Annotated in this window: 20 protein-coding genes and 1 tRNA gene; 7 read left to right on the top strand and 14 right to left on the bottom strand. The window is 63.1% G+C overall.

Going from position 1 to position 24,467, the window contains the following annotated elements:
• Positions 1 to 220, top strand: a 220-nt coding sequence (locus BLT75_RS20245) for an EF-Tu C-terminal domain-related protein (RefSeq protein WP_483880118.1), incomplete at its 5' end; no start/stop codon positions are given.
• A gap of 451 nt (positions 221 to 671) precedes the next feature.
• On the opposite strand, the gene BLT75_RS20240 is transcribed toward BLT75_RS20245, so the two are convergent.
• Entirely contained in the window at positions 672 to 1,376 is a 705-nt protein-coding gene (locus BLT75_RS20240) for a lysophospholipid acyltransferase family protein (RefSeq protein ID WP_176828149.1), read from the bottom strand.
• 143 nt (positions 1,377 to 1,519) lie between these two features.
• Between BLT75_RS20240 and BLT75_RS20235 the strand changes: the two genes are divergently transcribed.
• Positions 1,520 to 1,595: transfer RNA gene (locus tag BLT75_RS20235), tRNA-Trp, on the top strand.
• Positions 1,596 to 1,805: 210 nt separating this feature from the next.
• On the opposite strand, the gene BLT75_RS20230 is transcribed toward BLT75_RS20235, so the two are convergent.
• From BLT75_RS20230 to BLT75_RS20195, 8 genes are read right to left on the bottom strand one after another with little or no spacing between them, the layout of a single operon-like run.
• Entirely contained in the window at positions 1,806 to 2,282 is a 477-nt protein-coding gene (locus BLT75_RS20230; RefSeq protein ID WP_093036345.1) for a class I SAM-dependent methyltransferase, read from the bottom strand.
• Positions 2,279 to 3,043, bottom strand: coding sequence for a polysaccharide deacetylase family protein (locus BLT75_RS20225; protein WP_093036341.1), 765 nt, complete (start codon positions 3,041 to 3,043; stop codon positions 2,279 to 2,281). The genes BLT75_RS20230 and BLT75_RS20225 overlap by 4 nt, the downstream gene beginning before the upstream one ends.
• Positions 3,040 to 4,179, bottom strand: a complete 1,140-nt coding sequence (locus BLT75_RS20220; RefSeq protein ID WP_093036338.1) for a glycosyltransferase family protein — start codon at positions 4,177 to 4,179, stop codon at positions 3,040 to 3,042. Before BLT75_RS20220 ends, BLT75_RS20225 begins: the two co-directional genes overlap by 4 nt.
• Positions 4,176 to 4,760, bottom strand: a complete 585-nt coding sequence (locus tag BLT75_RS20215; protein ID WP_093036335.1) for a histidine phosphatase family protein — start codon at positions 4,758 to 4,760, stop codon at positions 4,176 to 4,178. The genes BLT75_RS20220 and BLT75_RS20215 overlap by 4 nt, the downstream gene beginning before the upstream one ends.
• Positions 4,757 to 5,836 carry a glycosyltransferase family 4 protein gene (locus BLT75_RS20210; protein WP_093036332.1) on the bottom strand — a complete coding sequence of 360 codons (1,080 nt, stop codon included), beginning with the start codon at positions 5,834 to 5,836 and terminating at the stop codon, positions 4,757 to 4,759. The genes BLT75_RS20215 and BLT75_RS20210 overlap by 4 nt, the downstream gene beginning before the upstream one ends.
• Position 5,837: 1 nt before the next feature.
• The gene (locus BLT75_RS20205) at positions 5,838 to 7,082 is read right to left on the bottom strand and encodes a glycosyltransferase family 4 protein (protein WP_093036330.1); all 1,245 of its coding nucleotides are present in this window, start codon (positions 7,080 to 7,082) and stop codon (positions 5,838 to 5,840) included.
• A complete protein-coding gene (locus BLT75_RS20200) occupies positions 7,079 to 8,293 on the bottom strand; it encodes a glycosyltransferase family protein (RefSeq protein WP_093036327.1) in 1,215 nt (404 codons plus the stop codon). The genes BLT75_RS20205 and BLT75_RS20200 overlap by 4 nt, the downstream gene beginning before the upstream one ends.
• 9 nt (positions 8,294 to 8,302) lie before the next feature.
• On the bottom strand, positions 8,303 to 9,583 hold the full coding sequence (locus BLT75_RS20195; RefSeq protein ID WP_093036323.1) for a nucleotide sugar dehydrogenase: 1,281 nt from the start codon (positions 9,581 to 9,583) through the stop codon (positions 8,303 to 8,305).
• Between the two features lie 256 nt (positions 9,584 to 9,839).
• Here BLT75_RS20195 and BLT75_RS20190 point away from each other — a divergent pair, with 256 nt between their 5' ends.
• Positions 9,840 to 12,185: a mechanosensitive ion channel family protein gene (locus tag BLT75_RS20190; protein ID WP_093036321.1), complete on the top strand. Its 2,346-nt coding sequence runs from the start codon at positions 9,840 to 9,842 to the stop codon at positions 12,183 to 12,185.
• A 64-nt stretch (positions 12,186 to 12,249) separates the two neighbouring features.
• On the opposite strand, the gene BLT75_RS20185 is transcribed toward BLT75_RS20190, so the two are convergent.
• Genes BLT75_RS20185 through BLT75_RS20170 form a run of 4 tightly spaced genes read right to left on the bottom strand, consistent with a single transcriptional unit; the run spans position 12,250 to position 18,121 of the window.
• Complete coding sequence (locus BLT75_RS20185; protein ID WP_093036318.1) at positions 12,250 to 13,401, bottom strand: ABC transporter permease; 1,152 nt, start codon at positions 13,399 to 13,401, stop codon at positions 12,250 to 12,252.
• Positions 13,398 to 14,426: an ABC transporter permease gene (locus BLT75_RS20180; RefSeq protein ID WP_093036315.1), complete on the bottom strand. Its 1,029-nt coding sequence runs from the start codon at positions 14,424 to 14,426 to the stop codon at positions 13,398 to 13,400. Before BLT75_RS20180 ends, BLT75_RS20185 begins: the two co-directional genes overlap by 4 nt.
• Positions 14,427 to 14,439: 13 nt before the next feature.
• Positions 14,440 to 16,356, bottom strand: coding sequence for an ABC transporter substrate-binding protein (locus BLT75_RS20175; RefSeq protein ID WP_093036312.1), 1,917 nt, complete (start codon positions 16,354 to 16,356; stop codon positions 14,440 to 14,442).
• On the bottom strand, positions 16,349 to 18,121 hold the full coding sequence (locus tag BLT75_RS20170; RefSeq protein ID WP_093036309.1) for an ABC transporter ATP-binding protein: 1,773 nt from the start codon (positions 18,119 to 18,121) through the stop codon (positions 16,349 to 16,351). The genes BLT75_RS20175 and BLT75_RS20170 overlap by 8 nt, the downstream gene beginning before the upstream one ends.
• A gap of 237 nt (positions 18,122 to 18,358) precedes the next feature.
• Here BLT75_RS20170 and BLT75_RS20165 point away from each other — a divergent pair, with 237 nt between their 5' ends.
• Both BLT75_RS20165 and BLT75_RS20160 read left to right on the top strand, forming a co-directional pair.
• The gene (locus BLT75_RS20165; protein ID WP_093036306.1) at positions 18,359 to 18,862 is read left to right on the top strand and encodes a class I SAM-dependent methyltransferase; all 504 of its coding nucleotides are present in this window, start codon (positions 18,359 to 18,361) and stop codon (positions 18,860 to 18,862) included.
• A gap of 96 nt (positions 18,863 to 18,958) precedes the next feature.
• On the top strand, positions 18,959 to 19,588 hold the full coding sequence (locus tag BLT75_RS20160) for a glutathione S-transferase (RefSeq protein ID WP_093036303.1): 630 nt from the start codon (positions 18,959 to 18,961) through the stop codon (positions 19,586 to 19,588).
• Between the two features lie 13 nt (positions 19,589 to 19,601).
• Here the strand turns inward: BLT75_RS20160 and BLT75_RS20155 are convergent, their stop codons facing one another.
• Positions 19,602 to 20,252 (bottom strand): phosphoribosyltransferase, encoded by a 651-nt coding sequence (locus BLT75_RS20155; RefSeq protein ID WP_093036300.1) that lies wholly within the window; start codon positions 20,250 to 20,252, stop codon positions 19,602 to 19,604.
• A gap of 282 nt (positions 20,253 to 20,534) precedes the next feature.
• Here BLT75_RS20155 and BLT75_RS20150 point away from each other — a divergent pair, with 282 nt between their 5' ends.
• Entirely contained in the window at positions 20,535 to 22,943 is a 2,409-nt protein-coding gene (locus tag BLT75_RS20150) for a GcvT family protein (RefSeq protein ID WP_093036297.1), read from the top strand.
• The gene (locus BLT75_RS20145; protein ID WP_093036294.1) at positions 22,940 to 24,463 is read left to right on the top strand and encodes a trimethylamine methyltransferase family protein; all 1,524 of its coding nucleotides are present in this window, start codon (positions 22,940 to 22,942) and stop codon (positions 24,461 to 24,463) included. The genes BLT75_RS20150 and BLT75_RS20145 overlap by 4 nt, the downstream gene beginning before the upstream one ends.
• Positions 24,464 to 24,467: the final 4 nt, after the last annotated feature.

Below are 24,467 nucleotides of genomic sequence, written 5' to 3'. Positions count from 1 at the left end.
GTTCTTCGCGAACTACCGTCCGCAGTTCTACTTCCGGACCACCGACGTGACCGGGACCGTGACGCTGGCCGAAGGCACCGAGATGGTGATGCCGGGCGACAACGTGGGCTTCACCGTCGAGCTGATCGCGCCGATCGCGATGGAAGACGGCCTGCGCTTCGCCATCCGCGAAGGCGGCCGCACCGTCGGCGCCGGCGTGGTTTCCAAAATCATCGAATAAGGCGCGCTTGCCGCGCCTGGTTGCGGCAGGCGATTTTCCACAGGAAAATCTGCCGGAAGCAACACGGTGACACACCAAAGCGAAGGCCGCCCCACCGGGGCGGCCTTTTTCTCACCCGCCGGGACCACGCACCCGGAGATTTTTCGCCGAAAAATCTCGGACCCGCATCCCGCGGCGAAAACTTGCGGAGACCGTGATTCAGGTCACAAGCGAATTGCGTGCGTAAGGTCAGGATGTGGTCAGTTCCAGTTCAACAGGAGTGAGTCGAATGCCGCTTCTCAACACGAAACACCTCTCCAGGATCTTTCAGGCTATCTGCGGGTCAATCGCCCAGTGCGCAAGGATGCAGCGCCGCGTGAACAGGCTGCATTGAACTGTCTCGTCAGGAACTGTTCCACCGGGGTCGGCTACATCTTGACGTTCCTGATCCGAAACCAGGTCTTGCTTCGGGTCAGGTCGAGGCCGACCAGGGCGTTCGCCCGACCATCCTGTCCGCTTCGGCCGTGATCTCGTTCATGTGCCTCTCAAGGCTCTGGCGCAGCCTCTCGAATTCTTCGTCAGACGCCTTGCGCGGCACCTGATCGGTCCATTCTCGGCACAGGAAAACGCCTTCGTTGCGCCAGGGGCGTGGCAGCAGCAACCGGTCCCAACTGCCCAGTTCGCGCCCATGCCGGACCGAATAGGTGATCCCGAACACCCGTTTTCCCGAGGTTCGCGCCCACACCAGCGGCACCGTCGAAGACACCCGCTCGGGCCCGCGCGGTCCGTCCGCCGCGATGCCGATCGAGATCCCCTGCTTCATCAGCCCCAGCACCTCGCGCGACAACGCCACATGGCGCTTGTGGCTCGACATCGCGATCGTGTCCATTCCGAACAGCTTCTGCACCCGGCCGACCATGCTGCCGGCACGTGCCGCCGATGTGATGGAGCAGATCCGTCCCTTGTCCAGCGGAAAGAAATAGGGTGATTGTGCCAGACGCTGATGCCACAAAACCACGATCACCGGTTCACCCGCCGCCGCGAGCCGGTCCAGCTCCTCATAGCCGATCCGCTGCCACCGGGTATTGCGGTGAACCATGCGGATATAGGAGGCGATCCGCCGCGCGGCCCAGTTCAGCACGGTTTCGCTGTCGGCAAGTTTCTTGCGAAGGCTCATCCCGGCACCCTTGTTTCCGATCACGACCGTCATACCGGACCGGACAGGCCGTGCAACGGCTTTGTCCCGATCTTTTTTGCTCCGCCCTCGCGAAAAAGGGTCTTGAGTCCGCCGTCCGCCTGACATATCTCCATCGCCACGATAGGGGTATAGCTCAGCTGGTAGAGCGACGGTCTCCAAAACCGTAGGTCGCGGGTTCGAACCCTGCTGCCCCTGCCATCTTCCTTGTGAAATCCATGCCTGCCCTTGGGTCGCAGCCGCAGCCCTTGTCCTGCACGTCAGTGGCAAGATGCTGAAGACTCTCGCGCTGCGTTGGCTCGCCATTGCGATTTCTTGATCGGAGAGACGACATCTTGCGCCGGCCGCACGTCTCTGATCGCAACCGCTGCGAATTGGTCATCTGCTTGTATCGAACGACAACCAGCCCCATCAGGCGCGGTAGAACAGGTAACGTTCCGCGGGAATGCTTTCAGGTCCCTTGATCGGCGTGAAACCTTCAAGGGGTTGGCCGGAAATGATCAAACCTCCCGGCACGATGACCCGGGCCAGAAGCGGGCTTAGTCGGGCAGCCTCTGCGACATCGTCGGCTTTGATCCCCATGCCGAAATCGTAATGCGCAAGAACGATGGGTGCGCCGAGCGCAGCCAGTTTCCTGAGCATCGGCTCGGCTTCGCCCATCAGGAAATCCGCCTCGGGAGGGGTGCAGGACGGGTGGCATTGCAGAACCCGGTCCATCACCCAGATGCGCCGTCCCGGCAGGATCTCGCGCAGGTGGTCGTAGGTCCGTCCATTGCCCAGGCCAAGGTCCAGAACGTCACCCGGCAAATCGGCGATCTGCTCGGCGGCCCAGTTCAACCCGTCCCGCTGTGCGGTCAGGCGGCGCAGCATCGAATCCAGTCTGCTCATTGGCGGTCTTCCTTCCTTTCGACGGTCCAGGGATGATACGGCGCGGATGTCAGGCGCTCCATCAGGGCTTCGACAACGGTCCAGATCGCCTCGTCATGGACCAGGTGATGGGTCAGGATGCCATAGGGTTCGTCATTGTCGGCATCGCCCTGGCGGCGGTCTGCCAATTGCCCCGTGATCTGCCTGATCAGGCGTTGCGGGTCTATGGCGCTGCGGCTGCCACGCCAGTCGATCGGGTCGAGATGCGTATTCACCTGTTCCAGGCCCGGAGCGGCAAGGGGTGTCTTGCGTGGGGTCGCCGTCGACAGCACACGGTATCCCAGCGCGGGCAAGGTCTGCACGACCTCCGGCGCTATGCGGTTCCAGGGGGGGACGAACATCGGACGCACGGCCGGGCCGAAAACCTCGCTCATCCTGGCAAGCCCTGCGCGCGCATCGGCCTCGATGTCTTCCACAGGCCGGTGCAGGCGGAACTCCGCCTTCTTCTCGCTGGCAGGGGCATGGTTCTCGTGTGCCCATCCATGCACGACCGGAACGATCTGTGGATGGGAAGCGGCCCAGTCGGCCAGGTCCGGCCGCACCAGTGCCGGGATCACCGCCAGATGCACGGGCAGGCCCAGGCGCGTCGCCAGTGCAGCCAGTCTGTTCAGCGCCGGCGTTACCGAGATCGCATCGTCGTCGCGCCACCACAAGCGCAGCCGAAGCCCGTTATCGTGCCATCGGGCCAGTTCTTCGTCGAGCGGCTTCCAGTCCGGTTTCATCGGTCCGCTGCCATCCTTTCGACCAGCCGCACGGTTTCCGCGGCGCCGTCGAACCGCAATGCAGTGGTATCGCGGGCGGGCGCGTCCATGACGCTGATCAAGGCCTGCGACAGGGTTTCTGCGGTCAGTTTCGAACTCTCGATGACAGCGAAACCCGGCAGCGGCGCAAGGGCACGGGCGCGCAAACCCTGCTCGACTTCCTTTCCGTCGTCAAACGGGATCAGCACTGCCGGGGTGCCGGCCTGCATCAGGTCCAGGGCGGTGTTATAGCCACACATGCTCACAGAGGCGGCTGCATTTTGCAGCATTGCGCGAAAGTCGGGGCGGGCATTTTCCACGATGATCGGCGCACCGTGGGCGAGGCTCTGCAACTCGGTGACACGCGCTGACGCATCAGCGCCGCCGACCAGCAGGCGCCAGCGCCTGCCGGTCATCTTTCGCGCGGTCTCGATGGCCGCGTGAAAGATGGGTTGGCCTACTGCGCCGCCGCCTGCGCTGACGAGGATTTCGCCGGCCCCGGCGCCGGCTGTGCCGGCCACCGCCGGGGGTGGGGCAACATAGCCGGTATAGCGCAATTTTCCCGCCAGTTCGGGGCTGACCGGCCAACTGACCTCCAGCGGGGTTGCCACGGGATCAGAATGCACAAGGACCGCGTCGTAATACATTCCGATGATCCGATCGGTTTCATCGACCTTGGCCGGTTTCGACGGCGGCGCCAGAATATCGCGGATCGAGCAGAGGACGAGGGGCCGAGGCGAAGATGCCCGACCCGCCTCCAGCAAGGCCAGAAACTCCGCCCTGAGGCTGCGGCGACCGAACGGGAAAAGTTCGGTCATCAGCACGTCAGGCGCGAAATCGGAAAATGCATCGATCAGTGCCGCCGTCCTGTCCGAAAGAAATCCCTCGTCGGCCACGGCTCCTGTCGTTGTCAGAAGGCGGGAAAAGTCTACGCCGTCCGATCGCAGTGGCGGCAGTTGCACGAACTCGACGCCGCCTGCGTTCAGCTGCCCCGCCGGCATCCCGCCCGAGACGACCCGCACGACATGTCCGGCCGCGGCAAAGGCGCGGCCTAGGGTCAGCGCGCGGCTCAGATGTCCGGTGCCCAGAAGATGCGTCACCACGATCATCACCCTCACGTGCGGTCCTCCCGCATCAACAGGCGCACCGGATCGTCAACATGGCGCAAGGGCGAAAACTCGACAATGAACAAACGGTTGCGCTTGACCCGGAAAGGAGCGGGGCCGGCAAAATCCCACCCCGAAGCGCGGGCCAGGATCACGCGCATGATACCGATATGGCAGACGGCAAGGTTGTCGCCTTTAAGGCCGGCCAGCCAGGGCGCGAGACGTGACCAGAGCTCGGCAGGGCTTTCTCCTCCTGGCGGGCGATAGTCCCAGCCCCAATCCTCGATATGCCGGAACCCGCTGTCGGGTATGTCCAGCAGGTCACGGCCGCGCAATCCTTCCCAATCGCCCCAATCCATCTCGATCAGGGCATCGCTGCATTGCGGCTCGCGGCCCGCGACCAGCCTCGCCGTCTCGGCAGCGCGGAGCAGGGGGCTCGACCACAGCGTCGCCCTGTTCCAGGGGGCAGGCAGATCCAGGCCCGACAGGTCCAGCCGTGCCTGATCGTCCAGCGGAATATCGCTGCGCCCCTGGATGCGGCCGGCGCGGTTCCATTCCGTGTGGCCATGGCGGAGCAAGGCGAGTCGGGTCATGCACGGGTCTCCATCAAGGGGCCAGCGGCCTGCCAGAAAATACCGGTCGCAATGTCGATGAGGTGGCGCTCGGAAATACGTCGGCGGGCCAGTGCTCCGATCCGCTTGCGCAGCAACGGGTCCCGGCGCAGCTGGTTCAACACTGCGGCAAGCGCCCCGGCGCCAGCTTCCGGTGCCGGATAGGCGGGGCCGGGCAACAGCACGTCGCGCACGCCGGGCCTGTCCTGCGCGACCACCGGCAGGCCGGCGGCCTGCGCCTCCAGATACACCATGCCGAACGCCTCGTTGACCCCCGGCCAGAAAAAGACCGATGCCCGGTCATAGGCCGATTGCAGCGCCGCCCTGTCAAGCTGGCCCAGGAACCGCACGCGCGATCCGAACGGCGCCATCAGCCTCTCGATCTCGGGGCGCGCGGGACCATCCCCGGCAATCTCCAGGTTCCAGTCGCCGTCCAGATACTGAAGAGTCTGGGCGATCAGCCCGTAGGAGGCCATCTTGTCGCCCTGCCGCATCATGCCCACCGTCAGGATCGGCCCGTCCCGCGAACCTTCGGGCGGCAATTGGTCCAGCGGCAGGAACGGCGGCAGTTCGACCAGTTTCTGCGCGCCGAAACGCTCGCGGTCCAGCGTGATCAGGTCGTTGGCTGTCAGGTAGAAGATGACCTGTGCCACATCGCAGGCGTCATGTGCCGCCTGCGCGAATCCCGCCCAGGGGCCGGTCAGGCGGCTGGTGGCGCGGGTGCTCTCGATCTGCACATAGGGCAGGCCCCGCGCGGCGCAGACCGCCGGGCCGATCAGGTCCGGCGCCTTGTAGTAATTGTGATAGGTCACCCAAAGGGCACAATCTTCGGGCAAGGCATGGCACAGGCGGGCGATCTCGGCCTCGGCCTCGGCGCGCAGGCGGGTCTGGACCTCGACGTTCCCGCCCTTGTCATGGCTTCTGAATTCCGACACAAGTTCGACCGTATCGCCCTGCGCGCCGATCATGCGCATCAGGTTTCGCGCCATCTCCCTGTCGCCAGAGGGCACGGGGCTCAGCGGAGATTTCATCGGAGCATAGAAGGCGATGCGGGCCATTTCAGCCCTCGCTGCACAGCGCGGACAATCGCCGGGACAGCCGAGCAATTCCCGGTGGCATGGTGAAATCGGCCAACAGCCTGGCCCGGGCGGCCTCGGCCATTCGAGCGGCCCTGCCGGGGTCGGCGGCAATTTCGGTGATCGCCATGGCCAGCGCTTCGGGCGTGTCTGATGCCAGGGTGCCATGCACCCCGTCGGTGATGAATTCGGGTATGGCCGAAACCGGTGTGGTCAGGACCGGCAGCAGTTGCGAGGCGGCCTCCATAAGCACGTTGGGCAGCCCGTCGCGGTCCCCGTCGGAGGCAATGCGGCTGGGCAGCACGAACAGGTCGGCGGCGCGCATCGCTTCGATCACCTCGGGCTGGTCGCAGGCGCCGCGCCAGGTGATGCGGTGCGCGATGCCTGCACCCTCTGCCTGCGCCGCCAGCTTTGCCCGATCCCTGCCGCCTCCTATATGGACCCAGTGCCAGTCCAGCCCGGCGGGCAAAAGGGCCAAGGCGGCGATCAGCCGGTCGAAGCCTTTCTTTTCCACCAGTCTGCCAACCGACAAAAGTTTGAACGGTTCTACATCCGCCCGTCCGGTCCTGTCGGGTGGGGCCGGAAATCGCGACAGGTCGAGACCGTGATAGACCAGATCGATCCGGCCCGGATCGTCGGCCAACGCGCGCAGGTGTTCGGCCCCGACCGCCGTGCACGTGGCCCCGAACGCTGCGCCGTGGGTTGCGCCGCTCAGCTTTTCCGCCTTTTCCCAGTCGGGCGATGTCCAGATATCCTTGGCATGGGCCGAGAAGCTCCAGGGCAGGCCGCGCATGATCGCGGCGTAGCGGGCGACCGACGACGGGGTGTGGAGGAAATGCGCATAGAGCGCGCATGTCGAGGCCGGCAGTTCGGCGGCCAGAACACAGGCTTGTCCGAACCGGCGGATACGGTTTGGTGTCCGGTCCCGTGCAAGATCGGCCCGCCACACGCGATAGGCTTCCTCATATCCGGGTAGGGCCTGCGCGGCGGCGCGCCCGCGCCAGACCCGCTCGGGCTCCTGGTAGAGGTACTCGGGCAGATAGCGTACATGCGCGCGCAACTGCTCGTGCAGAGGGTGGCGCTTGGTATCGGTCGGGTGGCGCAGAGACCAGATTTCGAAGTTCTGCCCGGCCTCTTCCAGCGCCACAAGTTCCTGCGCGATGAAGGTTTCGGAAAGGCGTGGCCAACCCTTGACCAGCACCGCCAGTTTCGGGCTTTCGGCGGTCATTCCGCGGCTTGGTCCTTGGCCCCGCGCAGCAGGGCCTCGACCCGGCGTGTCACATAGTCCAGCCCGTCAAGCAGCCCATCCCCGATCGCCTGGCTGGGCAGCGGCTGGTTGGGCAGGTTGCGGATTGCGCGGATCATCGAGCCGGCGGTCAGACCGTCGCGGCTTTCGTCCAGCATGCGAACGAGACCCAGTTCCTCGGCCCGGCTGGCGCGTATCCATTGTTCCAGCCGTGGCATGGTGCGCGGTACGATGACCGCCCGCTTGTCAAAGGACAGGACCTCGCAAAACGTGTTGTAGCCCCCCATGCAGACAACCCCTTCGGCGCCAGCGAACAGCGTCTCGATCTGGCTTTCGAAGCCGACCGCCGTCACACGGCCATTCAGCGCCGCAACACGCCGTTCGAATTCGGCGCGGGTCTCGCCGGACAGGAACGGGCCATAGACCAGAACCGCGCGTGGGGACAGTTCGGGGTCCTGTTCATAGGCAGACAGGACGAGGTTGACCATCGCCTCGCCATCGCCGCCGCCGCCTGGCGTGATCAGGACATAGGGCTGTGGCGGCGGAGCGCCCAAGGGTCCAAGATCGCGTCGCAGATAGCCGGTCCAGTGCATCCGGGCGTGTACCGCGTCGCTTAGCGGCAGCCCCGCAGTCGGGTCGTAGACCGAGCGCAGGCCATAGACCCAGATTTCGTGGTAGAACCGTTCCGTCGCCGTCACCGCGTCCTTGCGTGCCCATTCGGCGGCCAGGACTTCGGGTTCGTCAAGTACGTCGCGCAGGCCCAGAACAAGACTTGCCCGCCCCTTGGAGAGCAGCATTTCCAGGGTGGGGCGCAATTCGCCGCGAAATCCGGTCGGTTCCTTGTCGACGATCAGGATGTCGGGGTCATATCGCTTGGCAGCGCTGCAGATCAGGTCGCTGCGCAGGTTGGTCACCTCGTCAATCCCCATGCCCATGGTCTGCGAGACATAGGAGCCATCGGCGCGCTTGGTCACGCCGGGCAGGCGTACGTGGTCGACACGGCGCGGAAAGGTGAAGCGACCGGCCACTGGCGATCCGGTCAGGATCAGCGCCGAGGCCGAAGAGTCGGCCTGGGTAATGGCCGCTGCCAGAGCCCGGCAGCGGCGCAAATGCCCCAGCCCGAATGTATCGTGGCTGTAGAGCATCACCCGCGGTGCACGAACGGTCTGATGTGTCCTGCTGTCGCCCTGCATTGCTATCGCCTACAGCCTCAGATCAGCGTCGGATTTGGGAAAGACGCCTTTGATATCGTACAAAACCGCACCTGTACGGCCAAAGGAACGAATGGTCGCGGCACCCATTTCCCGAAACTCCCTATGCGCCACGGCCACGATAATGGCGTCGTACACACCTTTTTCGGGGGCGGATACGGGGTTCACCCCGTATTCCTTGCGCACAGTAACCGCATCGGCCCATGGGTCAAATACTTCTGTCGAAACCGAGTATTCCGCAAGTTCTGACACGATGTCGGCCACCCGCGTATTGCGGATATCGGCGCAATTCTCCTTGAAGGTAAAGCCAAGCACCAGAACGCGCGCCTGACCAGGGTCGATACGGCGTGAGATCAGCGCCTTGATCAATTGCTGCGCCACATGCCGGCCCATGTTGTCATTGATGCGTCGCCCCGCAAGGATCACCTCGGGGTGATATCCGGCCTGTTCCGCCCTGTATGTCAGGTAATAAGGATCCACCCCAATGCAATGCCCCCCCACAAGGCCGGGTTTGAAGGGCAGGAAGTTCCACTTGGTCCCTGCCGCCTCCAGCACCTCCAGTGTATCGAGGCCGAGGCGCGAGAAGATCAGCGAGAACTCGTTTACCAGCGCGATATTGAGGTCGCGCTGGGTATTTTCGATCACCTTGGCGGCCTCGGCGGTGCGGATCGAACTGGCGCGATGCACTCCGGCCTTGACCACCGGCGCATAGATCGCCTCGACCCGGTCCAGCGTCTCGTCATCCTGCGCCGATATGATCTTGACGACGTTTTCCATCGAATGTTCGGCATCGCCGGGGTTCACCCTTTCCGGCGAATATCCCAGCTTGATCTGGGTATAGAGCTCCAGCCCGCTGGCCTCCGCCAGGACCGGGCCACAGATCTCTTCGGTGACGCCGGGATAGACCGTGCTTTCGACGATTACCAGGTCGCCGGGGGCCAGGTGCGGGGCGATCATCCGGCAGGCGCCGCGCAAGGGTTCGAGATCGGGCGTCTTGGCATCGGTGATCGGTGTCGGCACGCCGATGATATAGGCTGTGCACGCGGCCAGATCGGTCGCATCGCAGGAAAAACGCGCTGTTGTTGCGGCAAGCGAGGCCTCGGACACTTCGCCGTTGCGGTCATGCCCCCGCTGCAACGCCGCCACATGGGCGGCATCCGTGTCAAAGCCCAGGGTTGCATACCCCGAGCGCGCCAGCCCCAGCGCGAGCGGCAGGCCCACATAACCCAGCCCGAGCACGGCAATCCGGTCTTGTGTGATCTGGCGCGCCATGCGTGACTACCCGGTCTTGTTCAATATGTTCCCTACGGCGGCCGGGCGCTTCCGGTTGCCGCTGCCCTCTGGTTTCCCTCGGACCGCAGGCAGCACCGTACTAGTAAAATCAAACTGTCTTGAAAACACGAATCTGAAGCGGATAACCCGCTATGAAGGGCCGAAGATGGAAATCGGCGTGCCGACAAGTTGCTGTTTGTACGCTTGGGGCACTTATGTAAGTCTTTCGGGCAATGCCAAGACCGGAACCTGCCCGATGAATACCCTGATCTACCGCCTGTGCCTGCTGTTGTTCTGCGCCTTTGCCGGTCTTGCGTCACCCGCATCCGCACAAGTGTCGCTGTATGCGTCGTCAAAGGACAATTCCTCCTCTTCCGACACCGCGCTGGCCGAAGCGATCCGATCGGCGACCGAGGCCGGCGCCTCGATCATCGTGATCGACAGCGCGGGGCAAGTGGCCGGTACTGCAAGCGTGGCGCAGAACGCCGAAGACGGCGCTGCCCAGGCCAACCCCATGGGCGACGGTTCGCAATTGATGAAGGCGCAGGCGCGGGTTTCCGACTTCGTGGAAGCACTTGAATCGCGTCTCGCCGCGATGCCCAATTCGGTCTTCGAAGTTCAGTACATCCTGCGCCAAACCAGCCCCGACGGCCGTATCATGACCTATGCCGAGGTTCTGGGCGTCAATCTTGTGCTTCTGCTGATCGGCCGTTGGTTGTCGGTCGAGATCTACGGAAAGCGGATCGCGCGCAAATACGTGGTCTCGCGCATCAAGGCCGCACCGCAGGGCTATCGCGAGAAGATGCCCTTTCTCGTCTACCGTTTCGCCATGGGGGTCGGCGGGACGCTGTTCGCTATGGTCTTTGCCTTTGTCATCGGCTACCTGATTTTCGGCCGGGCGGACGACCTTTCCATTCAGTTCACCACCACTGCCATCTTCACCGCGTTCTTCCTGATCCGGACAGCATCGGATCTGTGGCGTATGGTGCTTTCGCCCTATCTCAGCCAGTACCGTTTGCCGCCGTTTTCGGATCGCGACGCGAAGCGCCTTTATCTCTGGGCGGCGATACTGGCCGCCTACGATATCTCGACGGTGATGTTTTCCACCTGGGTCGCGGACTTCGGGCTGAACTACAACGTCTATGCCATGGTCTACGGAACGCTTACTGCCGTCGGCGCGCTGGGCAACCTGTTGATGGTCATGTTCAATGGCCGGGCAATTTCCAACGCCATACGCGGCGGGCGCAGCAAGGAGCAGGTCTCGTGGCTGTTGCGGGTGGTTTCGGTCGGTTGGGCTCCGGTGGTGATCTTCTATGTCGCCTACAGCTGGCTCCGGCTTGCCTTCGATCTGGTTCTGGAACACCCGGTCCCGATCCCGCTGATGGCGGGTACTTACGGGATATTCATGTCCGTCGTCGTCGCCTATGGCGCGATGAACTACCTGCTCGAACGATATTTTGACCGAACCAGGCGGGTTCAGGAAATGAACGACGCCCTGTCGCAGGCCGAAGCAGCCGAAGTGGCGCCCGAAGACATGCCCATGCGTCGCCAGCATGCGCTTGCCACCTACGAAGATCTTGCACGCCGGGTGGCCGGTATCCTGGCGTTCCTGGTTGGCATCTATGCACTGGTTCTGATCTGGAACCCGGACATGGACTGGACCGGTGACCTGCCTATGGACCGGGCGCTGGACGTTATGGTCATCATCTTCCTAGGCTATATCGTCTTTCATTTCTTCCGCATCTGGATCGACAGCAAGATCGCCGAGGAAAATGTCGACATTCCCGAGGGGGAACTCGGGGACGAAGGCGGCGCGTCAAGCGCCAGCCGCCTGGCGACACTGCTGCCGCTCTTTCGCGGCGCGATCCTGGCCGTGGTGGTGGTCTCCATCGCGCTCATCGCGCTGATGGAGGTCGGCATCAACGTCAGCCCGCTCTTTGCCGGCGCGGGTGTCGTCGGCCTCGCCGTGGGCTTTGGTTCGCAAACCCTGGTGCGCGACATCTTCTCGGGGGCGTTCTTCCTGATCGACGATGCCTTCCGCAAGGGCGAATATATCGACATCGGTGATGTGAAGGGAACGGTCGAGAAGATCTCGCTCCGTTCGTTCCAGTTGCGCCACCACCTGGGGGCGCTGCACACCATTCCCTTTGGCGAGATCAAGGTGCTGACCAATTTCTCACGCGACTGGGTGATCATGAAACTGCCCTTGCGGGTGACCTATGACACTGACGTGGAAAAGGTGCGCAAGCTGATCAAGAATCTGGGGCAGGAACTGCTGAAGGACCCGGTGATCGGCGAGAATTTCATCCAGCCGCTCAAGTCGCAAGGCGTGATCGAGATGCAGGATTCGGCGATGATCATCCGCGTCAAGTTCATGACCAAACCGGGCGACCAGTGGCTGGTGCGCAAGAAGGTCTACGAGGAAATCCGTCGCCTGTTCGCGCGCGAAGGCGTGAAATTCGCCCATCGTGAAGTCACGGTGCGGCTGGCGGACGAACAGGCCCAGAACCTGACGCCTGCGCAGAAAGAGGCCGTTGCCGGGGCGGTTCAGGCTGCCATCGACGAGGATGCGCTGGACGACATGATGGAAAACGACCGCTGATCCTGGCGCGCCAAAGATTTTTCGACGAAAAATCTTGGTCCCGGAACAGCCGTTCCTGTGCCGTTCAACTGTAGGGGTCGAGACTGTCGCGCAGGCCGTCGCCGAGGAAATTGAATGCCAGCACCACGACGACGATGGGCAGCATCGGGATCGCGGTCCAGGGATACAATTCGATACTGGCCAGGTTCTGCGCATCGTTGAGCATGACCCCCCAACTGACCGCGGGGGCGCGCAGGCCCAGACCCAGAAAGCTGAGCGCGGTTTCGCCAAGGATCATTGCCGGGATTGAAAGCGTGGCGCTGGCGATCAGATGCGACATGAAGTTGGGCAGAAGGTGCCGCCGGATCACGCGGCCCGAGCTTGCCCCCATCATCTCGGCAGCCCGCACGTATTCCTCTTCGCGCAGGGCAAGGAACTTGGCCCGGACCGATCGCGCCAGGCCTGGCCAGTCGAGGATGCCCAGGATCAACGAGATGATGAAGAAGACCGCGACCGGAGACCAGTTGGACGGCACCGCCGCCGACAGTGCCAGCCACAGCGGCAATTCCGGCAAGGAGCGTAGGATTTCGATCATGCGGTTGATCAGCCAGTCGGTCTTGCCTCCCAGATAGCCCGCGATCGAGCCGAACAGGATACCCAGGAAGAAAGATACCGAGATGCCGATCAACCCCACCGTCAACGACAGTTGCGCGCCGTACAGGATACGGCTGAACACGTCGCGCCCCAGCCGGTCGGACCCCCACAGGAACAGCGTCGCGCCTTCGGGCGCGCAGAACAGGTGCGTATCGCTTTCGATCAGGCCGAACAGCTTGTAGCTGTCACCCTCGCAAAAGAAAGGGATGCGCCGTGGATCGCTCTCGTCCGGCACGAATTTCCACTGGAATGTCTCCAGGTCCGCCTCGGCGGTGATCGGATAGATGAAGGGGCCGATGAATTCGCCCTCATGCACCCAGCGCACCGCCTGGGGAGGGGCGTACAGGTGATCCGCGTTCCGGAAGTTCGGCGAGTAGGGTGCGATGAACCCCATGAATGGCAACAGCAGGTAGCTGATCAGGAGGAAGATGCCCGAGATCAGGCCCAGCTTGTGGGTACGGAACTTGCGCCAGGCAAGCAGCCAGTTGGGCGCATCAAGGTCGCGCCGTTCCAGTTGCTGGATGGAGAGTTGAGGGTCATACGGCGCATCGTCGACATAGCGTCCGTCGGGAAGACGTGTCATGAATCGCGCCCCTCGTATCGAATGCGCGGGTCAAGCATGACCAGCAGGATATCGGAAATCATGGTGCCGATCAGGGTCAGCAGGGCCACGAACATCAGCACGAAACCCGACAGGAACAGGTCCTGCGTCTTGAGCGCGGTCAGCAGGGTCGGGCCGATGGTCTGCAACCCCATCACCACCGACACCAGAACCGAACCCGAGACCATCGACGGCAGCAGGTTGCCGATATCGGCCACAAAGGGGTTGAACGCAACCCGCAGGGGATATTTGGCCAGCATCCGGCTCGGGGCCATGCCCTTGGCGATCGCCGTCTCGACATAGGGCTTGCCCAGTTCGTCCAGCATGTTGGCCCTGAGCCGCTGCATCATCGCCGAGGCGCCCGCGGTGCCGATCACGATGGTCGGCACGATCAGGTGCACCAGCACCGACTGAATCTTGGCCCAGCTCATCGGCTGGCCTTCGAATGCCGGGTCCATCAGCCCGCCGATGGGAATATCGAGGTATTTGCGTCCGTAGTAATACAGGATCAGCGCCAGCAGGAAGTTCGGTGTCGCAAGCCCCAGATACCCGATGAAGGCCGATGTATAGTCGGCCCAGGTCCGCGCCTTGGCGGCGGCGATCACCCCCAGCGGCAAGGCTGTGGCATAGACGAAGACAACCGCGGCCATGTTGACCAGCACCGTCAGCCACAGGCTGTCGCCGACGATCTCGGACACCGGCCGGTCGAATTCGAAGGACCAGCCGAAATTGCCCTGGATCATGCCGGAAAACCCGTGCGGGCCGGGCATGAAGCCCATCCAGATCATGTATTGTTCCCACAGCGCCCGGTCGAGCGCATATTCCTTGCGCAGGAATTCCGCTTTGGCCACCCCGGCGGACTGCCCCGATGCCTTCAGTTCGTTGATCTGGTTCGACAGATAGTCGCCGGGCGGCAGGTTGATGATGGCAAATACCAGAACGGACACCACCAACAGCGTCAGCAGCATGGTCCCGAACCGGTAAATCGCGTATCGCAGGATTTCCATAAAGCTGGTTCCGTCAATCCGCGATAAAGAATTCGTCCATCCGGTGAACGCCGAAATGCGCGCCGGGATCCCAGGCCCACATGCCTTTCTTGGGCACGTTTCGCATCCGGTTCGACACCACGATGGGCTGCGGCGCCTCGGCAAGGATCCCGATCCCGTAGATCTCGCTGGCATGGATCTCCAGCATCTCGGTCCAGGCGGTCACGCGCTGTTCGTCAGTGGTCGCCGTTTCCCACATGGCCAGCAACTCCATCAATCGTTGGGCCGGGGGCAAGTCGGGCGGTTCGCCCACCTGGCCTGCCGTCTGGTAATACTGGCCCCATTTCGGCCAGGCCAGAAACACCTGATCCGTGGGCGCAAGATAGGCGGGCGATGTATAGATCTGTGGAATGCCGTTGTCCCAGCCGAACCAGACCGATGCCATGGTGGTGCCCGCGAACACCCGGTTGCGCAGGATGTCGCGGTCCAGCGGGCGCATGATCAGCTTGACGCCGATCTCGCGCCAGGTGTCGGTCACGATCTGCAGAGCATTCTCGACCTCCTGCCGTTCGCCCGCGGTTTCGATCACCAGTTCCATCGGGCGGCCGTCGGGCAGCAGACGAATGCCGTTGCGGTCGCGCTTGTCCAGCCCCATCTCGTCGAGCAACGCGTTTGCCTGCGCCGGGTCATGGTCGGCCCATGCGTTGCGGTACTCCTCCTTGTAGAAGGGCGAGGCGGGAAGAACGGTCATCGCACCCGGCTGTGCCAGTTTGAAGAACAGCGCCTGGTTTATCGAAGCCCGGTCGATGCCAAGGGACAGGGCCCTGCGAAAGCGCACATCGCGCAGTATGGCGCGCCATGCGTCGTCTTCGTAGTTAAGGTTTGGATAGATCGCGATCTGAGAGGCAACGCCGGTCTGCCAAAGATAGGTTTCATAATTTCCCGTCGCCTCGCCTTTTTTCAGGATCGAGGCGTCCCGGAAATCGAGCCCGCGCCCCTGAAGGTCGACTTCGCCGGCATTCGACTTGGCCGCGACAAGACCCGGTGCAACGATCTCCATCTCGACAATGTCGATATAGGGCAGTTGCACGCCCTTGGCGTCGATACGGTGATAATAGGGGTTGCGCACGAAGTTGTGGCGGATCTTCTTGCCTTCGCTGGCATTGATCCAGGGCTGCAGGGTCGGCAACTGGGCGTTGTCGAACTGGTACATGTTGTCCAGCTTGTTGTGCAGGGCGGCCCAGCTCTTGACCCTGTGTTCCTCGACTTCGGCCGCCAGCTTTGCCGGATCGGCATAGTTCTCGTGATATTGTTTCAGAAACGCTGCCGGACGGAAGATGAACGGAGGGCTGGCCTGTGCCAGCGATTGCAGGAAGCTCGGGTTCTGATCTTCCCACTCGTAGACGACCGTGGTCTCGTCCGGGAAACTGACGGTTGGCGGCTTGCCGTTGACCAGCAGGAAATCGGGCGGCCCGGCCGGGCTGAGTTGCGCGTTGTTGGCCACATCTTTCCACCAGTACTCGAAATCGGCCGACGTGAACGGGTCACCGTTGGACCATTTGTGCCCCTGGCGCAGATGCAGGGTGAACTTGCGGTTCTCTTCGTTCTCGTAGGCGCGCAGGATGTCCGGGACAAGCTCGTATTTCTCGTTGTAACCGATCAGCCGGGCGTACCCGTAGACCACCATCTGGCGGACATCCTTGGACCGGGTGATCATCGTGCGCAGGACCCCGCCCTGGGTTCCGTACGCGCGGCCCTTGGCTTCGAGATCGATGATCAGGGGCTCCTGCGGGATGCGCTGGTCAATCGGGGGCAGGTCGCCGGCTTGCACCTCCGGTTCCCAGAAAATGCTTTCCTGAAGAGGCGGGAGAGTGTCTGCCCGCGCGGGCAGAAGCCCGGCCAGAACAAGCGTCAGGGCAAGCGAAAAGGATCTGCGGGGCATTTCAAACATGGCAACGTACCTTGTGTCCTGGCTCCATTTCCACCAGCGAAGGTATCACGGAGTCGGTAAAACGGAAGGCCTCGGCCCAGGTGTCCGGAGAACCTGCGCCCAGCGCAACCAGTTTCAGATTGATGGGGCGGTCTATATCGGGTTCCGGCTGGGCTGCGATCAGCGCCTTTGTGTAGGGGTGCTGAGGATTGTGAAACAGGGTTTCGGGCGGCGCCTGTTCGACCACCAGCCCTTGCCGCATCACCGCGACCTCGTCGGCGATGCGCGCAACCACCGCCAGATCGTGGCTGATGAACAGATAGGAAAGCTTGAGGTTTTCCTGCAATTCTTCGAGCAGTGTAAGGATCTGGTCCTGCACCGAGACATCCAGCGCCGAGGTCGGCTCGTCGCAGACGATCATCGACGGGTCGAGCATCATGGCCCGGGCGATGGACAGACGTTGACGCTGCCCCCCCGAAAAGGCATGCGGATAGCGTTTGAGCATGTCGGCGTCGAGCCCGACACGGGTGAGCATTTCGGCCGCCCGGTCACGCTGTTCTGCCCGCGTGCCGATGCGATGGATCTCCAGCGGTTCCGTCATGGCATCCTGGATGCGCATGCGCGGGCTGAGCGAGCTGAACGGGTCCTGGAACACCATCTGCGCCTGACGCTGAAACGCGGTGCGCCGGGTGCGGTCCATCTTGTGAACCGTGAGCGGGTCGGCCCCGGCGCTGGTGCGAAACAACACCTCGCCGCCCGGGTCCGGCGGTTCGGCACCAAGGGCGATCCGCGCCGCGGTCGTCTTGCCCGAACCGCTCTCTCCGACGATGGCCAGCGTCCTGCCGCGCGGCAGCTTGAAATTGACACCACGGCAGGCGTGGATCAGCTTCTCGGCCTTCCAGCCACGGCCCGAGCGCATCGTGTAAGTCTTGGACACGTCGTTCATCTCGAGGATCAGATCGTCCTGCGGGGGGGGCAGGCCGACGACCTGTGCCTCGGGAATGGCCGGGGCCGCGTCGAAAAGCTGCTGCGTATAAGGGTGGGCGGGCCCTCTCAGGACGTCGGCGGCGGTGCCGCTCTCCATGACCCGTCCCTTGTGCATGACAACGACCTTTTCGGCCATGTTCGCCACCACGCCCAGATCGTGAGTGACGAGGATAAGCGCCATGCCGGTTTCGCGCTGAAGCTCCTTGATCAGGCCCAGAACCTGGGCCTGGGTGGTCACGTCCAGCGCCGTCGTCGGTTCGTCGGCGATCAGCAGATCCGGCTTTGCCACCATGGCCATCGCGATCATCGCCCGTTGCCGCATGCCGCCCGACAACTCGAACGGGTAGGAGTTATAGGCGCGTTCGGGATCGGGAAAGCCCACGCGGTCGAATTGCTCAAGCACCGTCTTGCGCGCCTGCTTCTCGCTGGCGCCGCGATGCAGCCACAATACCTCGCTGACCTGATTGCCGATCTTGTGCAGCGGTGAAAGCGAGCGCATCGGCTCCTGAAAGATCATCGAGATGCGGTCGCCACGAATGCGGCGCATCTGCCTTTCGCCCAATTCCGAGAGGGTGGTCGGCCCATCCTTGCCATTCAGGGTGATGCGCCCGGTGCGAATCTGGGCCACCTTGGGAAGAATGCGCAAGACCGCGCGACAGGTGACCGTCTTGCCGGATCCGGATTCCCCGACCAGCGCCAAGGTCTCGCTCGGCATAACCTCGAAACTGACGCCCCGAACGGCCGACTCTTCACGGCCAAAGCCGATGCTGAGGTTCTCGACAGACAGCAAAGGGGTCATTCAGGTTTCCCACCCGACTGGTCAAAAGACGACATGAACTTTCGAATACCCCCGACTTTCTTCTTTTTTATAGCGACACTGTCGCGCGAGCGGTGGCGTTTCGTCAAACCTCAATTTCAGGTCCGGCCTCACGAAAATGGAAAGAAGCGTGCATCCGCCGCTACCAATCGGTTTCGTAATTTGGCATGAGGGACAGGTCCGGTCGGTGCCGGAGCATGACGAGCGGAGAATTCAATCGTGAACAAGCCGGAGCAGAGCCGCCTCGACCTTTTCATCGACCGTATGGTGTCACAGCGGGCCTGCCTTGACCACGCCATCGCCCTGACCGCGGACATGACCGGCCCCGTTTACGAACTGGGTCTCGGAAACGGGCGCACCTATCATCACCTTTTGCAGCATGTATCGGGCCGCGACATCTATGTCTTCGAACGTGCGGTGGCCTCGCACCCCGATTCCACGCCTCCTGACGAACAGCTGATTCTCGGTGATATCCGCGAAACCCTTCCGGCCAGGCTGGAAAGCGTAGGCCCGATCGCCAGCCTGATCCATGCCGATCTCGGTGGACACAACCGGGAAAAGAACGATCGCTTCGCGCGCATGATCTCGCCCCTTGTCGAGCCGCACCTGGCACCGGGCGGGCTGATGGTGTCGAGCGACCGGATGTATTTTGATGGGCTCGAGGAGCTTCCGCTGCCGCCGGGCGCGGTCGAGGGGCGGTGCTTCATCTACCGGCGCGGATAATACGAGGGCCATCTGCCGCAGGGTCACAGTCGCGTATCCCTATGCGCGGGCGCAACTGGATGTCTATCCTGCGGCAAGCCAGAAGGAGACGCCCGGATGCTGTTCTATGATTGCTCCACCGCGCCGAACCCGCGCCGTACGCGCATGTTCATCGTCGAAAAGGGACTGACGATCGAAACCCGCGATATCTCGATCGCCAGGGGCGAACAGCTCTTGCCCGAGTTCAAGGCCGTCAACCCGCGCGCGACGATTCCCGTTCTGGTGACGGACGAGGGTACGGTCCTGACCGAGAATCTCGGCATCGCCGCCTATCTCGAGGCGCGGTTTCCCGAACCGCCGCTGATGGGGCGAACGGCAGATGAAAAGGGGCTGGTGATGATGTGGAACGCCATCGCCGAACAGCAGGGCGGGATGCCCGTGGCCGAGGCGCTGCGCAATGCCCACCCGGCCTTCAAGGACCGTGCCATTCCCGGCCCGGCGAACTATGCCCAGATTCCGGAACTGGCGCAGCGCGGGCTTGACCGGATCGGACGGTTCTTCGACCTGCTCGAAGAACGCTTGCAGGCCAGCCTGTACATCGCCTGCGATCATTTCACGCTCGCCGATATCTCGACCTTTGTCTTCGTCGATTTCGCCAGGGTCGTGAAGATGCGTGTGCCCGAAGCAAATGCCGCCACCTGGGCGTGGTACGAGGGCATCAAGGCGCGGCCTTCCGCGCAGGCGTGACCCGGAGGCAGGTTCAACCTGACGTGTGCCCTGCCGCACGCGCCAATGCCGCGATCACCTCCTCATCGTCGACCTGGTCGAAAACCTGATAATGCAGGCCAACCGCATGGAAATGGCGGGGTGTTTCCAGGCAAATGATCTCGTCGGCCTCGCCTTGAAGGGCTGCCACGGTCTCACCGGGCGCGACCGGAACCGCCACGATCAAACGCGCCACCTCCCTGCCGCGCAGATGTTTCAGCGAGGCGCGCATCGTAGCGCCGGTGGCGATGCCATCGTCAACGACGACCACGGTCTTGCCCTTGACCGGTTCTTGCCCCCTTCCGCCCAGATACTGTTCTCGACGCCGGCTGATCGTTTCCAGTTCCGGTTTGGCCAGATCCCAGATCCTGTCGGTTTCAAGGCCCGCGAACCGGGCGACATCCTCGTTGACCGTAAGCGCGGGCGTGTCTCCGTTGGTGACGGCGGCCAAGGCCAGTTCCCGTTGTCCAGGCAACCCGACCTTGCGCACCAAGACGACATCAAGTGGAGCGCCGACTCCCTTTGCGATCACCTCGGCAACCGGAACACCACCACGGGGCAGGGCGATGATGACCGTCTCCGCCGGGTCAAGCGGCGGCAGGGCGCGCAGCAATTGCTGTCCGGCGTCGATCCGGTCGCGAAACATAACAACCTCTTTTCATGCTTCTGATATGGAACGCCACCGTCATGATACACGCAAACGGGAATGTCTCAAAATCAGGCCGATACATGGCTTGCCAGATCCGGACACGCGATGTGGAAGGTACAAGCATGTGGCGCGACTCCAGCGCCGATTTCGCCCCGAAATCCGGCGATTCACACCATTCCGGGTGCGTTCGGAGAGGCTTGTGCAGCACTGTACATAAATGTCTAGACAGAGCGCGCCGCTTCATTCTAGCCTGCCCCCAAACTATCAGGGGAGGCAGGAATGAAGTCTCATTATCGCGTTGTGGTCATCGGGGGCGGCGTGGTCGGCTCCTCTGTTCTCTATCATCTGGCCAAGTTTGGCTGGACCGATGTCGTCATGCTGGAACGGCGGCGGCTGGCGTCCGGTTCCTCGTGGCATGCGGCGGGCGGGATCCATGCGCTGAACGCCGATCCCAACATGGCGGCCTTGCAGGCCTATACCATCGACCTGCTGTCCGAGATTGAAAAGGAATCGAGCCAGAACATCGGGCTGCACATGACCGGCGGCCTGACACTGGCGGGCACGCCCGAACGCTGGGAATGGTTGCAGGCCAACTATCGCATCTTCCAGTCGATCGGCATCGACGACTGCGAGCTTCTGACCCCGCAAGAAGCGCAGCGGCGCTGTCCGATCATGTCGACCGACGGCGTTCTGGGCGCAATGTGGGCCGACCGCGAGGGCTATATCGACACCACCGGCACGGTGCAGGCCTATGCCACCGCCGCCCGCAAACGTGGTGCGGAATATTACGAGGAAACCAAGGTCGAACGCCTGATCCAGACCGCCGATGGCTGGCAGGTGGTCACTGACAAGGGCACCATCACCTGCGAACACGTGGTCAATGCCGCCGGACTCTGGGCCAAGCAGGTGGGCCGCATGGCGGGTGTCGAATTGCCGGTGTCGCCGCTGAAGCACCACTATCTGATCACCGACACGGTGCCCGAGGTGGCGGCGGCGGATTTCGAAATGCCGATGACCGTCGATCTCGAAGGCTTCACCTACATGCGGCAGGATCAGAAGGGCGTTCTGGTCGGCATCTACGAGGTCGATCACGAACACTGGGCGATGGATGGCGCACCGTGGAATTATGGCGAGGAGCTGTTCCAGGAACAGCTCGACCGGATCGAGAACGAACTGACGCTGGGCTTCGCCCGCTACCCCTCGATCCAGAACGTCGGCATCAAGACCTGGGTCAACGGCGCCTTTACCTTTTCGCCCGACGGCAACCCGCTGGTCGGTCCGGTGCCGGGCAAGCGCGGCTACTGGTCGGCCTGCGCAGTCATGGCCGGGTTCCTTCAGGGCGGCGGCGTCGGCAAGACGCTGGCCGAATGGATGATCCATGGCGAGCCCGAGGCCGATGCCTGGTCGATGGACGTGGCGCGCTATGGCGATTACGCTCAGAACAAGCGCTATATCCGCGAAACTACCGGCCAGTTCTATTCGCGCCGTTTCGTGATGTCTTACCCGAACGAGCAGCTTCCGGCGGGCCGCCCGCTCAAGATGGCCCCGGCGCATGATGCGATGACGGCGGCGGGCTGCCGGTGGGGCGTCAGCTGGGATCTGGAAGTCCCGCTTTACTTCGCGCCTTCCGAGTCGTTCGTCGAGAACCTGACCCTGAAACGCTCGAACGCGCATCCGATCGTGGCCGAGGAATGCCGTGTGATCCGCGAGGGCGTGGGCCTGTTGGACATTTCCGGCTTCTCCCGGTTCGAAGTCTCGGGCCCCAAGGCGCAAGCTTGGCTGGACAAGCTATTCGCCACCAAACTGCCCGCTCCGGGCCGCGCGCGCCTTGCCGTGATGCTCAGCGAAACCGGTCGGTTGAAAGGTGACCTGACATTGCTCAACTGGGGCGACGGGACATGGTGGATCATGGGCTCCTACTATCTGCGGGCCTGGCACATGCGCTGGTTCAACGACCATCTCGATGACGGTGTCTCGGTCCGTGATCTGGGCGAAGAGATCTGCGGTTTCGGTCTTGTTGGCCCGAAATCCCGCGCGGTGATCGAACAACTGGCCGAACAGGATATCTCGGGCCTGAAATTCATGGGCTGCGGTGATTTCGATATCGGTCTCGTGCGCGCCCGCGTGGCCCGGATGTCGGTGACCGGCGAGATGGGGTACGAGATCAACTGCCGCTATGGCGATCACATCGCGCTGCGCCGGATGCTGCTGGAGGCGGGGGCAGGCGAAGGCATCCGCGAGGTCGGTTTCAACGCCATGCTCTCGACCCGGATCGAAAAGAGCTTTGGCATCTGGTCGGCGGAATTTACTCAGGACCGCACGCCAGGCATGACCGCGATGGACCGCTGGATCGCCTGGGACAAGGGCGATTTCATCGGCCGCGACGCGGCGCTTGCTGAACGTGACGGCAACGGCCCCGCGCGGGTGCAGGTGACGCTGGAGGTCGACGCGCTCGATGCGGATGCCTCGGGTTATGAGCCGATCTGGGCGGACGGGGCGCAGATCGGCTTCGTTACCTCGGGTGCCTACGGTCACTACACGGGCAAGTCGCTGGCGATGGCGCTGGTGGACCGCGAAAAGGCACAGCCGGGCACGCAGGTCAGCGTATATGTGGTCGGCGTCGAACGGCCGGCGACGATCATCGCGCCTTCGCCCTATGATCCTGAAGGAAAGGCCATGCGCGCATGAGCGCGGGCCGTCGGGGCAGGCGGACACGGGCCGATGCGCCGGCGTCCGCCCGCAAGGTCGATTACCGCAACCTGCGCAACCCGTTCCCGCCGGTGGCGGCCTTTTCCGAAGACCGGATCGAGGCACTGCACGAGGCCGCGCTGACAGTTCTCGACGATCTCGGCATCAAGGTGCTGCACCCGGATGCGCGCGATCTCTACCGGCAGGGCGGCGCGCGCATCGACGGCGAGATGGTTTACATCGGTCGCGACATGGTCGGCGCCGCGCTGGCCAGCGCGCCGCGCTCCTTTGCCCTGAAAGGCGCGGTGCCCGAGCGTGACCTGACGATGGAACTGGGCCGGATGATGTTTCAGCCCGGTGCCGGCTGCCCGCATGCAACCGACCTAACTCGCGGTCGCCGTCCCGGCACCATCGCGGATTTCCGGGAACTGGTGCAGATCACCCAGAGCTTCGACGTCCTGCACATGGTGCCGCCGCTGGTCGAGGCGCAGGACGTGCCGATGCACCTGCGCCATTATGCAATGACCGAAGTCGAATTGACCCAGTCCGACAAGGTGCCCTTCGTCTATGCGCGCGGAACGCCGCAGGTGATGGACGGGTTCGAGATGATCCGCGACTTTCGCGGCCTGTCGGATGGTGAATTCACCGGGCAAAGCTGGTGCTACACGATCATCAACACCAATTCTCCGCGCACCATCGATATGCCGATGGCGCAGGGGGTAATCGACTTTGCCCGCCACGGCCAATTGGCGATCATCACGCCATTTACCCTGATGGGCGCAATGGCGCCGGTGACCGTGGCCGGTGCGATGACGCTGAGCCATGCCGAGGCGCTCGCCGCCATCACACTCAGCCAATTGGCAAGACCGGGCGCGCCGGTCTGTTATGGCACCTTCACGAGTAACGTGGACATGAAGTCGGGCGCACCTGCCTTTGGCACGCCGGAACATTTCACGGCGTCTCTGGTGGCGGGGCAACTGGCCCGCAGGATCGGCCTGCCCTGGCGCTGCGCGGGCGGAAGTGCGGCCAACATCAATGACGCGCAGGCCGCAAACGAGACGCAATTCGCGCTCTGGGGCTGTCTTCTGGCGGGCGCGACGGTCACCATCCATTCAGCCGGCTGGCTCGAAGGCGGGCTGACCGTGTCCTACGAAAAGATCATCACCGATCTGGAGGTCCTGCAAATGGTGGCCGAGCTCTGCACTGGAACACCCGCAACCGACGCCGATATCGCGCTTGACGCCCTGCGCGAGGTACCGCCGATGGGCCATTTCTTTGGTGCCGCGCATACGATGGCACGTTACCAGACCCAGTTTTATGAGCCGCTGGTCGGAGATTGGTCGAACTTCGGCGCATGGACCGAACGCGGGGCGGTCGATGCCAATCACCGCGCCACTGGCATCTGGCGCGGGATCCTGGATAACTTCCAGCCACCGGCGCACGATTCCGACAGGGTGGCGGCGTTGCAAGACTTCGTCGCGCGCCGCACCACTGAGGGGGGCGCGCCGCCCGAAAGCTGAGGCC

This window comes from Ruegeria marina, from assembly GCF_900101475.1.
Lineage (GTDB): Bacteria > Pseudomonadota > Alphaproteobacteria > Rhodobacterales > Rhodobacteraceae > Ruegeria_B > Ruegeria_B marina.
Note: the sequence above shows the minus strand (reverse complement) of the source record. Positions and strands in the feature narration are given on the sequence as shown.

Bases quoted from the DNA above. Each gene is read 5' to 3' on its own strand.
- BLT75_RS20240 (WP_176828149.1), bottom strand. From the start codon at position 1,376: ATGAGCCTTCGCAAGAAACTTGCCGACAGCGAAACCGTGCTGAACTGG.
- BLT75_RS20230 (WP_093036345.1), bottom strand. From the start codon at position 2,282: ATGAGCAGACTGGATTCGATGCTGCGCCGCCTGACCGCACAGCGGGAC.
- BLT75_RS20225 (WP_093036341.1), bottom strand. From the start codon at position 3,043: ATGAAACCGGACTGGAAGCCGCTCGACGAAGAACTGGCCCGATGGCAC.
- BLT75_RS20215 (WP_093036335.1), bottom strand. From the start codon at position 4,760: ATGACCCGACTCGCCTTGCTCCGCCATGGCCACACGGAATGGAACCGC.
- BLT75_RS20210 (WP_093036332.1), bottom strand. From the start codon at position 5,836: ATGGCCCGCATCGCCTTCTATGCTCCGATGAAATCTCCGCTGAGCCCC.
- BLT75_RS20205 (WP_093036330.1), bottom strand. From the start codon at position 7,082: ATGACCGCCGAAAGCCCGAAACTGGCGGTGCTGGTCAAGGGTTGGCCA.
- BLT75_RS20200 (WP_093036327.1), bottom strand. From the start codon at position 8,293: ATGCAGGGCGACAGCAGGACACATCAGACCGTTCGTGCACCGCGGGTG.
- BLT75_RS20195 (WP_093036323.1), bottom strand. From the start codon at position 9,583: ATGGCGCGCCAGATCACACAAGACCGGATTGCCGTGCTCGGGCTGGGT.
- BLT75_RS20190 (WP_093036321.1), top strand. From the start codon at position 9,840: ATGAATACCCTGATCTACCGCCTGTGCCTGCTGTTGTTCTGCGCCTTT.
- BLT75_RS20185 (WP_093036318.1), bottom strand. From the start codon at position 13,401: ATGACACGTCTTCCCGACGGACGCTATGTCGACGATGCGCCGTATGAC.
- BLT75_RS20180 (WP_093036315.1), bottom strand. From the start codon at position 14,426: ATGGAAATCCTGCGATACGCGATTTACCGGTTCGGGACCATGCTGCTG.
- BLT75_RS20175 (WP_093036312.1), bottom strand. From the start codon at position 16,356: ATGTTTGAAATGCCCCGCAGATCCTTTTCGCTTGCCCTGACGCTTGTT.
- BLT75_RS20170 (WP_093036309.1), bottom strand. From the start codon at position 18,121: ATGACCCCTTTGCTGTCTGTCGAGAACCTCAGCATCGGCTTTGGCCGT.
- BLT75_RS20160 (WP_093036303.1), top strand. From the start codon at position 18,959: ATGCTGTTCTATGATTGCTCCACCGCGCCGAACCCGCGCCGTACGCGC.
- BLT75_RS20155 (WP_093036300.1), bottom strand. From the start codon at position 20,252: ATGTTTCGCGACCGGATCGACGCCGGACAGCAATTGCTGCGCGCCCTG.
- BLT75_RS20150 (WP_093036297.1), top strand. From the start codon at position 20,535: ATGAAGTCTCATTATCGCGTTGTGGTCATCGGGGGCGGCGTGGTCGGC.
- BLT75_RS20145 (WP_093036294.1), top strand. From the start codon at position 22,940: ATGAGCGCGGGCCGTCGGGGCAGGCGGACACGGGCCGATGCGCCGGCG.